Annotated in this window: 12 protein-coding genes; 3 read left to right on the top strand and 9 right to left on the bottom strand. The window is 61.3% G+C overall.

All coding sequences use genetic code 11. The features are described from left to right. Positions 1 to 56: 56 nt before the first annotated feature. From AADW57_RS02300 to panB, 5 genes are all read right to left on the bottom strand, one after another. Positions 57 to 638, bottom strand: coding sequence for a peroxidase-related enzyme (locus tag AADW57_RS02300; protein ID WP_341668444.1), 582 nt, complete (start codon positions 636 to 638; stop codon positions 57 to 59). Next, positions 635 to 1162, bottom strand: coding sequence for a CMD domain-containing protein (locus tag AADW57_RS02295; RefSeq protein WP_341668443.1), 528 nt, complete (start codon positions 1160 to 1162; stop codon positions 635 to 637). The genes AADW57_RS02300 and AADW57_RS02295 overlap by 4 nt, the downstream gene beginning before the upstream one ends. A 97-nt stretch (positions 1163 to 1259) precedes the next feature. Next, positions 1260 to 2696 (bottom strand): NAD(P)/FAD-dependent oxidoreductase, encoded by a 1437-nt coding sequence (locus AADW57_RS02290; RefSeq protein WP_341668442.1) that lies wholly within the window; start codon positions 2694 to 2696, stop codon positions 1260 to 1262. A gap of 41 nt (positions 2697 to 2737) precedes the next feature. Further along, a complete protein-coding gene (locus tag AADW57_RS02285; RefSeq protein WP_341668441.1) occupies positions 2738 to 3703 on the bottom strand; it encodes a LysR family transcriptional regulator in 966 nt (321 codons plus the stop codon). Positions 3704 to 3767: 64 nt separating this feature from the next. Then, positions 3768 to 4589, bottom strand: coding sequence for a 3-methyl-2-oxobutanoate hydroxymethyltransferase (gene panB, locus AADW57_RS02280; protein ID WP_341668440.1), 822 nt, complete (start codon positions 4587 to 4589; stop codon positions 3768 to 3770). A 293-nt stretch (positions 4590 to 4882) separates the two neighbouring features. On the opposite strand from panB, the gene AADW57_RS02275 reads away from it, so the two are divergent. Next, the gene (locus AADW57_RS02275; protein WP_341668439.1) at positions 4883 to 5728 is read left to right on the top strand and encodes an aldo/keto reductase; all 846 of its coding nucleotides are present in this window, start codon (positions 4883 to 4885) and stop codon (positions 5726 to 5728) included. Positions 5729 to 5735: 7 nt separating this feature from the next. On the opposite strand, the gene AADW57_RS02270 is transcribed toward AADW57_RS02275, so the two are convergent. Next, the gene (locus AADW57_RS02270) at positions 5736 to 7145 is read right to left on the bottom strand and encodes an MFS transporter (protein ID WP_341668438.1); all 1410 of its coding nucleotides are present in this window, start codon (positions 7143 to 7145) and stop codon (positions 5736 to 5738) included. Between the two features lie 221 nt (positions 7146 to 7366). Here AADW57_RS02270 and AADW57_RS02265 point away from each other — a divergent pair, with 221 nt between their 5' ends. Next, a complete protein-coding gene (locus AADW57_RS02265) occupies positions 7367 to 7600 on the top strand; it encodes a DUF2061 domain-containing protein (RefSeq protein ID WP_341668437.1) in 234 nt (77 codons plus the stop codon). A gap of 43 nt (positions 7601 to 7643) precedes the next feature. Here AADW57_RS02265 and acnA read toward each other — a convergent pair whose 3' ends face one another. Continuing rightward, complete coding sequence (gene acnA, locus AADW57_RS02260; protein ID WP_341668436.1) at positions 7644 to 10397, bottom strand: aconitate hydratase AcnA; 2754 nt, start codon at positions 10395 to 10397, stop codon at positions 7644 to 7646. A 242-nt stretch (positions 10398 to 10639) separates the two neighbouring features. Here acnA and AADW57_RS02255 point away from each other — a divergent pair, with 242 nt between their 5' ends. Beyond that, positions 10640 to 12217 (top strand): sensor domain-containing diguanylate cyclase, encoded by a 1578-nt coding sequence (locus AADW57_RS02255; RefSeq protein ID WP_341668435.1) that lies wholly within the window; start codon positions 10640 to 10642, stop codon positions 12215 to 12217. 3 nt (positions 12218 to 12220) lie between these two features. Here the strand turns inward: AADW57_RS02255 and AADW57_RS02250 are convergent, their stop codons facing one another. Together AADW57_RS02250 and hutG are read right to left on the bottom strand one after the other, a co-directional pair. After that, a complete protein-coding gene (locus AADW57_RS02250; RefSeq protein WP_341668434.1) occupies positions 12221 to 13069 on the bottom strand; it encodes a putative RNA methyltransferase in 849 nt (282 codons plus the stop codon). Between the two features lie 72 nt (positions 13070 to 13141). After that, a complete protein-coding gene (gene hutG / locus AADW57_RS02245) occupies positions 13142 to 13945 on the bottom strand; it encodes an N-formylglutamate deformylase (protein ID WP_341668433.1) in 804 nt (267 codons plus the stop codon). Positions 13946 to 13955: the final 10 nt, after the last annotated feature.

Genomic DNA, 13955 nt, shown 5'->3' with positions numbered 1-13955 from the left:
GGGGCAAGGCCGCCAGCGACGACATGCCTTGCTTCCAAACTACATGCCGCTATCGCTTAAAGCGGTTTGGATTCGCCCAGATTGTGCATCAAGCGATTGGCCCAGCCAAAAATAGCGGCGGAATTGATCAGGTCCAGAATGTCCGCATCGCTCAGCCCTTGGGCGTGCAAAGCGGCCATGTCCTGCGCATCCAGTTGGTCGGGCGCTTCGGTCAGTTTGACCGAAAAAGCGGCAATGGCCCGTTCGCGTTCCGTGGTGCCGGCGCTGCGCGGGTCCTCGAACACTTGATGCACGGTGTCGTTGCGCTTGGCCAATTGTTCAAAACGCTGCGCATGCACGGACGCGCAATAAGCGCAGCCATTGATGCGCGACACCGTCAGCGCGGCCAGTTCGCGCTCGGCGCGCGGCAAGCCGCCGGGCGCATACATAATCGCGTTATAGGCTTCGGAGCGCTGCTGCAAAATCGCGGGCTGATGCGCCAGAAAACGGTAGTAATCCATTTCCTTGGCCTTGGGGTGGCTCATCTCCAGCACGGCAATCTGTTCGGGAGTGGCGCTCTCCAAGTCCACCACGTCCAGCCAAGCGGCCCAGTCCAGGTTCTCGTTGGTAAACCCGTTCTTGCGGATGATCTCGCTCATGCCTGCTCCTTGCGCTGTTGCAATGCCAGCAAACCTGCCAGCATGCGGATCTGATACGACAGGTAGGCGATCAATTGCGCCACCGTCACCACATCGGCGGTGGCCAGCCCGGCAGCCTGCAAGGCTTGCAGCGCCGCCTTGTCGCCCTGCACCGGCGTCAAGATCAGAATGCGCGTAAAGGCCAGCATGGCACGCAGGCGCGCATCCGCAATCGCATCCAGCGCATCGTTCTCCAGCGCCGCCAGCCATTGTGGCGTCACCCCGTGCTGGGCCGCCAACTGGTCGCGGTAGTACGCGCCCAGTACCTGTGCCCGCGACAAGGCGCACGCGTACACGGCGATGCTCAGGCGATCCTGTAGCGACACCTGCCCCAGTTCCGGCTGGAAGAACAAGTCCTGACTGCGCTGGATGGCATCGGTGGCCTTGGCGCGGGCGTGACGCAACGCGTACAGATCGTCGCCCGGGCCGACGCCCAGCAACCGATCGATCAAGTCGGCGTTGGCCGCCGTATCGTGTTCTGTCATGGTCTCTCCTGTGGCGGCCTGCGCCGCGCGGTTTTATATCTTGCCGGGCCGCTCCAGAGCGCAGCCCGACCCTGCCAGTCTGCATGAAAGAGCGGCATCAGTCCTGGGCGGGCACCCATTCGTCGCCGTAGACTTCCGGTTCGTCGTAAGCCTGCAAACGCTCGAAATGGGTATCCACATCTTCCACGAACAGTTGGCGGCACAGCCCTTGTGACAGGCGCAAAGCGCCATCGCTGATGGCCGGTATGTCGCCGGAGACCTGACCATGCGTCAAGGTCGCCGGATAGCAAAAACAATGCACACGCTCCAGGCCGGGCATCTGACCGGGCTCGCGCGGCTGGAACTCGAACAGATCGCCCAGGTCAGGCGATTCGCGCAGTTCCTGGCTGCTCTGATCCGCCGGTTCGGCAAAACGGTCGGCCCAGATCCGGATGGCGGGCGCAATTGTGCGGTATTCAGGGCGCGAACGCCAATCCACCTTGAAGCCGGTGGCAAAAATGACGAAATCGTAGCGGCGTTCGCCGCGTCGGGTATCTAGCACCACCTGCGCGCCATCCATGGTCGCGCCCTGCACACCGGCGTCCAGAAAAAAGCGCGCATTGGCATGGCGCGACACGCGCAGCACGCTGCCGCGCGGCGGCGGCACTTGCTGTTGTTCAATGTAATGGCGGATTTTCCACTTCCATTGGTCGGGCAAGGCCAAGGTGCCATGCACGGCACCGGGGCTGCCCAAGCCCTTGCCCTTATTGACGCGGGGAATGTCGGCACGGCGAATCAGCAGATCCACGCCGGCAGCCCCGTTTTCCAGAGCGGTCGCCGCGCTGTCCATCGCCGACGCGCCCGCGCCGATGACCGCCACGTGCTTGCCGCGCAGTTGGGCATAGTCCATGACATCGGACGAGTGCGCCTGTGCTTCTGGCGCAATGGCCTGCGCCCAGCCCGGCAGGCTGGGGCCGCCCAATCCGGCACGGCCGGTCGCCAATACAACATGCCGGGCCAACACATCCGCTTCGCCCTGAGGGCCTCGCACGCGTACACGCACATGGTCGGGAGCTGGCGCAATATCGAGCACCTCGTGCTCGTTGGCAATCTCGATCTGGTTGACCTGACGGTACCAACGCAAATAGTCCATCCACTGCAGGCGGGGAATCTTGTCCAGCTCTTCCCAGGCTTGTGCGCCGAACTGGGCCTCGAACCAGGCGCGAAAGGTCAGTGCGGGAAAGCCCAGCGCAGGACCGGTCAGCTGTTTGGGCGAACGCAGGGTTTCCATGCGGGCGGTGGTAGCCCAAGGCCCCTCGAAACCGGCCGGTGCCTGATCGTAAATCTGCGCCCGCAAACCCAGGTTCTTCATGGCGTTGGCCAAGGCCAGACCGGCCATGCCGCCGCCGACGATAAGCACGTCCAATACGGTCTGGCCGTCTATCGTGGTGTCAGGCACCCAGGGTTTGGCGGGCAAGTCCAGCCAGGCATAGTCCTGGCGAACACGCGCCTCCAGAGCATTCAGGTCGGCGGGAATGGGGAAATCTGCTGTCATGGTGTCTGCTGGCGGCACGCCGCCTTCCGGAAAAATTCGGTTCAAAGAGAATCAAAAGGGTCGGTCGTGCTGGGCAGGCCGGTATCGTCACCCAGGACAAAGCGCGGGATGCTCTGCAGCACGTACTGGCGCAAAGCCTCGACCAAACGCTGGGCGTCGGGACGCAATTCGCGCGACTTCAGGGACACCACGCCCATCATGTAGGGTACGTGGATATCAATGGGGCGCAGCACGACATTGCTCATGGGCATGCCATGCGCGGTAAAGGGATCAACCAAGGCCACGCCCACACCCTGACCCACCAGCGCCAGGCCTTCCAGCGAGGAGGTGACTTCGATATGGCGTATGTCCTCGGGTGCCTCGGGACTGGCGCGCAATAGCGCCGTGGCCAAGGTGTGACGCAGACGATGCCGATTTTGCACGGCGATCAGCGGTACGCCACGGATATCGCCCAGACGCACCGATTCCAGTCTGGCCAGCGGATGCCCTTGGGGGATGCCCAACAGGCAGGGGCTTTGCCCCGACCAATGCAAGGTACAACTGTCTATATCCAGCGGCAGGCTGGTGACGCCCAGATCGGCACGGCCCTCGTCGATGGCCTGCACCACTTCTTCGGCATTGACGGTATCGATGATGAGCTTTTGCTTGAAAGCCGGATCATGCTGCTCCATGACGCCCAGCACCTGCGGCAACAAACCGACCGCCAAGGCGCGCGTGGCCACGATGCGCAAGGGGCGCAGACCGCCGCGGGCGATTTCCAGGGAGCGGCTGTGCAGCACTTCCAGGTTCATCAGAACCGGGCGCGCTTCCAGATAGAACTCACGCCCTTGCTCGGTCAGGGTCACCTGGGGCCTTGTGCGGGTAAACAGCCGAAAACCCAGTTCCTGCTCCAGTTCCTGGATCTGACGGCTGACCACGGGCTGCGAGCGGTCCAGCAAACGGCCAGCAGCGGTGACGCTGCCGGCGGACATCACGGCCGCGAAGGCCTCAAGCTGTCGAATTTCCATGTCTTTGTATGTTGATACTGCATTTATTAACACGGAATATTCTAATGCGGAATAAATCAGCGCACTAGCGCTTTACACCGAAACAGTGCTCCAGTGTCGGAAAAGAGCCATCGCGCACTTCGGCAGCGTATTGCGCCGCCGCCTGGGAGATGACTGCACCCACATCGGCATAAGGTTTGGCGAATTTGGGGATCTTGCCACTGGTCAGGCCCAAAATATCTTCGGTGACCAGCACTTGCCCGTCGCAGTCCGGAGAGGCCCCGATGCCGATGGTAGGAATGGCGATGGATTCGGTAATGCGGCGGCCCAAGCCTTCGGCCACCCCTTCCAGCACCACGCCCCAGGCACCGGCCTGCGCGTGGGCCACGGCGTCTTCCAGCACGCGCTGGGCGGCCGCATCGCTCATGCCCTGGGCTTTGTAACCGCCCATCGTGTTGACGTACTGGGGCATCAGTCCAACGTGGGCCAGCACCGGCACGCCGCGCTCGACCAGAAAGCGCGTGGTTTCGGCCATGACCTGCCCGCCTTCGAGCTTGACTGCCTGGGCACCACTGGCCGCCAACATACGCGAAGCATTGGCAAACGCCTGTTGGGGCGACTGCTGGTAACTGCCGAATGGCATATCCACCACGATGCAGGCATGGTGCGTGGCGCGCACCACGGCAGCGGCATGGGCAGCCAACATATCCACGGTGATGCTCAGGGTATCGGGCATGGCATACCCCACCATCGCCGTGGAGTCCCCCACCAGGATCATGTCCATATGCTCGTCCAGCATGCGCGCGATCGGCGCTATGTAGGCAGTCAGCGAGGCGATTTTCTGCTTGCCCTTGTAGGCCATCAAGGCAGGTACGCTCAAGCGCGCCTGAGTGCTGTGTACGCTCATACTTACTCCAACTTAGCCCCATTTATCGAAAAATGGGAATATGAATGATGCAAATTGCAAAACGATCGAAAAAAATCCGGATTGCGCCTATATAATCGACGCAGGAAAAAAAACAATAAGCCAACTTCCTGCCCACACACAAGTTCCGTGTGTCCGATCCCTACGGGATTCTCGTCTTTTATCGCTTTATGCACCTGCGCACGCCAGTGCACGGATTGCGCAGTGCCTTGCCGCCCGGCATTCGCGCCGGCTGCCCACCAGCCGGTCTGCCGCGCAGAACCTAGGAGAAACCTATGTCCGCTACACCCCCGATAATCACCTTCCACGACGGCAATACCGCTCCGCAGCTTGGCTTGGGCGTCTGGCAGGTTCCAGCCGACCGTACGGCCGACGTTGTGTGCAGCGCCATCGAAACGGGCTACCGCCTGATCGACACGGCCGCCATCTATGGCAACGAAGCCGAAGTCGGCCAGGGCATCCGGCAATCGGGACTGCGCCGCGACGAGCTGTTCGTGACCACCAAGCTGTGGAACGACATGCATGGCCACGACAACACCCAGAAGGCCTTCAAGGAAAGCCTGGACAAGCTGCAATTGGATTATGTGGACCTGTACCTGATTCATTGGCCCGTGCCCAAGGTCGGACAATTCGTGCAGTCGTGGGAAATGCTGACCCATCTGCGCAGCGAAGGCCTGATCAAATCCATCGGCGTGTGCAATTTCCAGCCGCACCACCTGCAGACCCTGCTGGACAAGACCGGCGTGCTGCCGGTACTGAACCAGATCGAACTGCACCCGGGCTTTCAGCAAGCCGAACTGCGCCACTACCATCACGACCACGGCATGCAGACCCAGGCATGGAGCCCGTTGGGATTGGGTACGTTATGGAACAATCCGGTGCTGCAGCGCATCGCCGCCGAACATGGCCGCTCCCTTGCGCAGATCGTGCTGCGCTGGCAGGTCCAGTTGGGCAATATGGTCATTACCAAGTCGAACTCGCCCGAGCGCCAGCGCGAAAACTTCGATATCTTCAGTTTTGAACTGAACGCCCAGGACATGGCGGACATCGCCGCCCTGGATCAAGCCGATGGACGCCTGGGCCCGGACCCGGAACTGTTCCGCCTGCCCAAAGCGGCCTGATCCCCTATCAGGGACGCACCCGGCGCGCCGGCCCCGACAAGAGGGCCGCGAGCACGGGAGCCAGGGCAAAGATCAGCAGTAAGGCCTGAGCCGATTGCCGTGCGCCGGTCAGGCCGCCCGGCTCTACAAAACCGGTTGCCGTAGTGATAATGCCGGCCATCGCCGCCCCCAGCGCCATCGTGAAAAGCTGCAGCGTGGTAATCGCCGCCGAGGCAATATTTTCCTGCCCCTTGGGCGCGGAATGAAACACCCGCGTCAACAAATGCGGCCAGGCCAGCCCTATGCCTACCCCCACCCCCAGCAAGGCCACATACAGCAGCCAGGAATAGCCGGGGCCGCTGCTCAGGCCCTGCCAAGGTATCAGCACGCCCAGCGCGGCCAGCGACAGACCCGACAAGAGCGGACCGGCAATAATCAGGGCATCGGCCGTCTTCATGCTGCGACTGGAACTGGCAATCGAGCCCAGCGTCCAACCACCCGACATCAAGGCGGTCAGGTAGCCCGCCTTGAGCGGACTCATATGGTGGATGATCTGCAAAAAGTAGGGAATGAAGATTTCCGTGGCCACCGCCACGCTGACCAGACCGATACCCGCATACAGGCTGCCCAGCGCCGTGTGCAACGAATAAGTGCCCTGTGGAAACAAGCGACTGGACGATGCTCGGTCGGACAGCGCCATCAATACAATCAGCACGCCGCCACCCAATACGCCCGCCAGGTTAATTAGCCACGAACTGGACAAGCTGCCCGCCGAAATCACCAGCACGGATGCCGTCAGCAGCAGTACCCTGCCCAGCGTAGACCCGGATCGGGGTGTGTCGGGGCGGCGCGCATCGCGCAATTGCGTCCAGACCAGCACGGCCAGCCCTGCGGCGCAGGGCAACACGCTCCAAAAAGCCAGACGCCATTCGCCCATCTGGGCAAAAATACCGCCGATGGCCGGTCCGGACAGCGTTGCCACGCCCCACATGCTGGAGACCAGCGCCATCGCTCTGGGCCAGAGCCGCTCCTCGAAAACCAGCCGGATGGACGAATAGCTCAAGCCCAGCAGCAAGCCGCCTCCCAAGCCTTGCAGCGTACGGGCAAACAGCAGAAACGTCATGGAAGAGGCCAGCGCGCACAAGGCCGTGCCTAAGGCAAACACCAGCAAAGACACCAGAAATCCTTGTCGCAAACCCATTTTTTCCAGAAACTGGGGCGATAAGGCCGAACCTAAAATGGAGGCGACCACAAACAAGGTGGTATTCCAGGCGTAATACTCCAGGCCACCGATGTCTTGCACGACCGACGGCAAAATCGTCGTAGCCACATATACATTGATGGCATGGACCGCCACCCCACCAGCCAGTGCCAGCGACCGCAGGCCGTTACGGCCCCACAACAGCTCCGACCAGGAAGCTTCTTGAACAGCGTGCATTTTTCTTTCCATAAACGCGTCAATGACGCTGCATCGATCTGGCCCCTGCCCGGCCCACGGCTGCGGACCTGCGCAAAGGTGCGCAATCAATAAAGAAACACCGGCCCGAGCGCCTGCGCGTCGGGCCGATATACAAAATTGATAAGCTCGATGAAAAATACAAACTGGTTCGCGCCATTGATAGTAATTATCATTTAGAAAATACTATCGGTGGATTCATCATGCTTCTTCTCGCTTTCAAGACCAGCCAGGTTGCCCTGCACATGTCCGTAGCTTTCGCCGTGACCTATGCCTTTACCGGTTCGCTGGCCACGGGCGGTGTGGCCGCCGTGATCGAACCCATCTGCAACGTCACCTTGATGCCGCTGCATGACAAACTCTGGAAGCGCCTCAAAAACCGGCGCGAGCACCGGAACGAGGGACGTACAAGTGTGTCAGTGGCGCTGAGCCACTGACACAGGCGAAATCTTGCCGTGCCGACAGTGTACAAAAACCGGCTTAAGACTTCAGCAAACCTCGCAAGACATACTGCATGATGCCGCCGTGGCGATAGTAATGTGCTTCGCTGGGCGTATCGATGCGCACGCGGGCCTCGAACTGCGTATTGCCGGCGCGTACCGTTACTGTGGCGGGAATCTGATCCTGGTTGAGCGCCGTGATGCCCACGATGTCAAAGACTTCGTCTCCCATCAGTCCCAGTGTCTGGGCATTTTCCCCTTCGGGGAACTGTAGCGGCAACACCCCCATGCCCAGCAAATTGCTGCGGTGGATGCGCTCGTAGGACTCGGCGATGACCGCGCGCACGCCCAGCAGCACCGTGCCCTTGGCCGCCCAGTCACGCGAGGAGCCTGAGCCATATTCCTTGCCCGCCAGAATAACCAGCGGCGTGCCGCTCTCCAGATAGTTACGCGACGCATCGTAAATGGTCGCCACCGGCGCGCCATCCTGGGTGAAATCGCGGGTATAACCGCCCTCGGTGCCCGGAGCCAATTGATTACGCAGACGCACATTGGCGAAGGTGCCGCGAATCATGACTTCGTGATTGCCCCGACGCGAACCGTAGGAGTTGAAGTCCGCTTGCTCCACGCCATGCCCCATCAGGTAGGTCGCTGCCGGCGATGTACGCGAGATGGAACCGGCCGGGCTGATGTGGTCGGTTGTGACCGAGTCACCCAGCTTGGCTAGCACGCGCGCGCCGTGGATATCCCGGACCGGACTGGGCTCGCGCTGCAGGTCAATAAAATACGGCGGCTTGCGCACATAAGTAGAACTGTCTTGCCAATGGAACAGATCGCCCTTTGGGGTAGGCAAAGACTGCCAGCGCTGGTCGCCCGCAAAGACATCGGCATAGCCGTCGCGGTACATATCGGCGGCAATGGCTTGAGCAATGGTGGCCTGTACCTCGGCTTCGGAAGGCCAGATATCCTTCAGGTACACATCCTGCCCATCCGAGCCCTTGCCCAGCGGCTCTTTGTACAGATCGATATCCATCGTGCCGGCCAGCGCATATGCCACAACCAGCGGCGGGGACATCAGGTAGTTCATCTTGACTTCGGGGTGGATGCGCCCCTCAAAGTTGCGATTGCCCGACAGCACCGACACCACGGCCAGATCGTTCTGGTTGACGGCCTGGCTGACTTCGGGAATCAGCGGGCCGGAATTGCCGATGCAGGTGGTGCAGCCGTAGCCCACCAGATCGAAGCCCAATTTATTCAGATACGGCGTCAGGCCGGCGTGTTCGTAGTAGTCGGTAACCACGCGCGATCCGGGAGCCAGACTGGTTTTTACCCACGGTTTGCGATTCAGGCCTTTTTCTACCGCTTTCTTGGCCAGCAAGGCCGCAGCCAACATGACGCTGGGGTTGGATGTATTGGTGCAAGAGGTAATGGCCGCAATGACCACGGCACCGTTATCCAGCTCGCACTGGCTGCCATCGGCCAAGGCAAACTGAATCGCATTGCTGCGCCGCGCCGGCGGTTCGTGCGAAGGCACGTCGGAAGCGGGGAAGCTCTCTTCCACGGCTTCGTCGTAGCTGGCCGCCTTATCGCCCAACAGGCCGGACAACGCCTGCCGGAAGGACTGCTTGGACGAGGACAGCACGATGCGATCCTGCGGACGCTTGGGGCCTGCAATGGACGGCACCACGGTGGACAGATCCAGCTCCAGCCGTTCGGAATAGCGCGGCTCGTGATCGGGGTCGTGCCACAGCCCCTGCGCCTGCGCATAGGCCCGCACCAAAGCGATCTGTTCGTCCGAGCGACCGGTCAGCTTCATGTAACGCAGCGTTTCCTCGTCGATGGGAAACATGGAGATGGTCGAGCCATATTCCGGACTCATATTGCCGATGGTGGCGCGATTGGCCAGTGGCACGGCACTGACACCCGGTCCGTAGAACTCCACGAACTTGCCCACCACCCCGTGCTTGCGCAGCATGTCGGTAATAGTCAGCACCAGATCGGTGGCCGTCGTGCCTTCGGGCATCTGCCCGGTCAGCTTAAAACCCACCACACGCGGGATCAGCATGGAGATGGGCTGGCCCAGCATGGCCGCCTCGGCCTCGATGCCGCCCACGCCCCAGGCCACCACGCCCAGGCCGTTGACCATAGGCGTGTGCGAATCCGTGCCCACACAGGTGTCGGGATAGGCCAACAAGCGGTCTTGTTCCGGACGGGTAAACACTACGCGCGCCAGGTGCTCCAGGTTGACCTGGTGCACAATGCCGGTACCGGGCGGCACGACTTTGAAATTATCGAAAGCGCTCTGGCCCCAGCGCAAGAACTGATAGCGCTCTATATTGCGGCTGTACTCGATGTCGACATTGCGCTGAAAAGACGCCGGGCTGCCGAAGTCGTCCACAATGACCGAGTGGTCGATCACCAGTTCCACGGGAGCCAGCGGATTGATCTTCTGCGGGTTCCCGCCCAGGGCCTGCATGGCCTCGCGCATCGCCGCCAGGTCCACCACGGCAGGTACGCCGGTAAAGTCCTGCAAAACGACGCGCGCCGGCGTAAAGGCGATTTCCCGATCCGGTTCGGCAGCGGGGTCCCAGGCGGCCAGCGCCCGGATGTCGTCTGCGGTCACGTCGCCCCCGTCTTCGGTGCGCAGCAGATTTTCCAGCAGTATCTTCAGGCCATAAGGCAGACTGGCCACATCCAGCCCCTGCCCGCGCACCGCATCCAGCCGGTAATATTCGTAGCGCTGTCCGCCGACATCCAGATGGTCCAATGACTGAAAACTATCTACGCTTTTCATATCGGGATCTCCATGAAAAAGACAGCAAAGCGGCATCGTCGATCAGCACCGCCGTCTAAGTGTCTGTTGTGAATGGACAATGGCGAACGCCACACCCCATCTTACACGGACTTGTCGGGTGAAACCCCACGCAAGCCGGACCGGGCACCCGGATAGGCAGATGAAGCTACCTTTCTCTGTCTATAATGGCTGTTGCAAATTGCCATTATTTCGCTGCATTGCCGTTTCTATTTGTGTCCTCTATGAAATTTCTGGATTTACGCCGGTTGATCCTGCTTCTGGCGGCATGCAGCAGTCTGCTGACCCTGGCCTACACCGTCTACGGCGCGTATGAAGCCCAGCGCGCGTTACTGATCGAGCAAACCCTCGAGAGCAATCGCGCCTACGCCCTGAAGCTGGCCAGCAGTACCGGCGAATTCATCAAAAGCCTGCAACAGCAGTTGTCGTACAGCGCCCGCGTGCTGGCCCTGAATATGCACGCCCCCTGGCAGTTGGCGGCCGAGGCGGCCCGGCTGAAGGAGCAGGACAACAGTTTCAACTCCGTCGTCATTTTGGACAGCACGGGGACCGTCCTGGCCAACTCGCCGCCCGACCTGGGTCTGCTGGGAGCCACCCTGAGCAGTTCCGGGGCCAAGCAGGCCCTGCAAACCAAGCTGCCCGTCATCAGTCGGCCCTATATTTCCACGACGGGCCGCCTGCTGATCTTCTTGTCGCATCCGATCGTCGATGCCCAGGGCGACTATATGGGCCTGGTAGGCGGCACTATCTATCTGCACGAGCGCAACAGCCTGAACTCCCTGCTGGGCGAACACTTTTACCGCGACGGCTCGCAAATCTATGTCATCGATCAGGACAAGCGGCTGATTTATCACCAGGACCGCTCCCGCATCGGTGAAACCGTCAAAATGAATCCCGCCATCAATGCCGTGGCCCAAGGCCAGGCCAATGCCATGGCCCTGGAAAACTCCAAAGGCGTCAGCATGCTGGCCGGCTATGCGCTGGTCAAGGATGTGCAATGGGGTGTAGTCGTGCAGCGCCCCACCGAGGTCGTGCTGGAGGGGCTTAATTCTTTGCTGGCCCGGGTACTGCGCAACACGATTCCGCTCTTTTTTGTAGTCCTGGGTCTGATCTGGCTATTCGCCATCGTCATTGCCAAACCGCTGCACCGGCTGGCACACACGGCCCCCAACTGGGATGCCCCGGATGCCGCGGGCCGGATTGAAAAAATCCGCGCCTGGTATTTCGAGGCCAGACATATCAAACAAGCCATGTTGATCGGCTTGCGCAAGCTGCACTTCAAGATCGACGTCATGGATCTGGAACGCAATACCGACCCCCTGACCGGTTTGACGAACCGGCGGGGCATGGGCTCGGCGTTGCAGCAATGGAAAAACGCCGGCATCCCCCTGGCCGTGCTGGCAGCCGACATCGATCACTTCAAAAAAGTGAACGATACCTGGGGGCATGATGTCGGCGATCAGGTGCTGCGTTTTCTGGCCGATACGATGCGTTCGGTCACGCGCGACACCGACCTGATTTGCCGGGCCGGCGGCGAAGAATTCTTCCTGTTCCTGCCCGATCAGAGCATAGAGCAAGCCACGCAGCTCGCCGAGCGCCTGCGCAATCTGCTGTGCAACACTCTTAGCCCGACCGGCACCAGCATCACGATTTCCATCGGCGTAGCGCACTGGCCTGCCCATGCGCCCGATCAAGCCGAAGTCCTCAAGCTGGCCGATCAGGCGCTATATAGCGCCAAGCGCAATGGCCGCAACCGCGTCGAAATCAGCCCCTTGCCGGAACAGACACCGCAAAACAGCTAAGGCTTAAAGACGTCGATACGCCGCTAACTTGACGTCCACGGTCAGTTCCAGGCGCGCCAATGCGCGCGCCTGTCCCAGCCCCTGCGCGCTGGCGCGAAACAGATGCGGCGTCATCAGCAGCAGATCGGCGATCTGCGCCTGAGAATCCAAGGCAATATCGAAAGACAGGCGCTCGGCCGCTTCCAGGCTGAAGCCCTGCGGCCCGGTCGCATCGGCCGGTTTGTCGTCTTTCAAGGTCGGATAGATGATGCGGCGCAATTGCAGCAGGTGCTCCGGCCCGGCCTCTACCTGAATCAGCAGCCCGCCAGGTTTAAGAGCGCGTCGGAACTCCTCGTGTACCGGAAAGCCGAACATGCAGATCAAGGCATCCAGGCTGGCATCGGGAACCGGCAAATGCGCGTTGCTGCCGACCAACCAGCGCATGGCGGGCGAACTGCGCGCCCCGGCCATGACGGCCCATTTGGAAATATCCAGCCCGATCAGGGCCAGTTCGCCTTTTGTGTCCTGCGCCTGCAGGCAACGCAAGTAATAACCCTCGCCGCAACCGGCATCCAGACAGGCATACGGTGCCTGCCCTTCCAGGCCGTCCATCAACAAACGCGCGACACCGGTGGCAATACGCGCATACACACCCGATTCCAGATAGCGGCGACGCGCCGCCACCATCTCTTTGCTGTCGCCCGGATCGCGCGAACGCTTGTTCTGCACCGGCAAAAGGTTGATATAACCTTGGCTGGCCGTGTCAAAAGTATGCCCCGACGGGCAACGCCAGCTGCGCGCCTGCGCGGTCAAAGGCAAGCCGTCCAGCGGGCAGCACAGTCGCCCGAACAAGGGCGCGGTAAAAGTATCCATCGTTTCCATCGCTCTACGGCCACACGGCCAAGGCGATAGTGTAGCGCCCCGGCCGCGGTGGCCGGGACCGGATCAAGGCTGAGCCGCGAAGGCCAACGCCTCGCGCAGCAAGGTCTCGATCAGGGGTTGCACCCGACGCGCCACCTCGTCCTGGTAGTCGAAAGGCCAGTGCTCCTGCATATAGCAACACTGCGCCATTTCCAGCTGCACGGCATGCACACCATGAGCGGGGCGACCATAATTGCGCGTAATGTAGCCGCCCTTGAAACGGCCATTAAGCACGCTGGTATAACGCCCGTCGGCCTGCGCGGCTGCCATCAGGCGCGCGCTCAGGGCTGGGTCGCAACTGGCCCCATCGGCCGTGCCGAAGTTAAGGTCAGGCAGCGTGCCCTGAAAAAAGCGCGGCACCACTGAACGGATGGAGTGGGCATCCCACAGCACAACGCGGCCATGCATGGCGGACAGACGCGCCAGTTCCTGCTCCAATTGCTGATGGTAAGGCCGCCAGATCGCGTCGCGCCGTTCGGCCACTTCCTGCTCCTGCGGCTCTTGCCCCGGCAGATAAATAGGCTCGTCGCCAAAGGTATCCAGCGGACACAGCCCGGTCACACTCTGACCGGGGTACAGGCTGGTGTTGTCGGGCGGACGGTTCTGGTCCACCACAAAGCGCGAATAATTAGCCACCAGCACCGATGCGCCCAGCTCGCGGGCGCAGGCATACAGACGCGGCAGATGCCAATCCGTATCCGGCACCTGCCGGGCCGTTGCGGTAAACCGCGCCGCTACATCCGGCGGCACATAGGTGCCGGCATGCGGCATGGAAATCAGCAGCGGGGCCGTGCCGGGGTAAAAATCAAACACAGCAGGCGTAGACATGGCCGGACTC

Origin of the sequence: Alcaligenes sp. SDU_A2 (assembly GCF_038237375.1) — a bacterium.
Lineage (GTDB): Bacteria > Pseudomonadota > Gammaproteobacteria > Burkholderiales > Burkholderiaceae_B > Alcaligenes.
The sequence above is the reverse complement of the archived record's forward strand: the minus strand, read 5'-3'. Positions and strand labels throughout refer to the sequence as shown.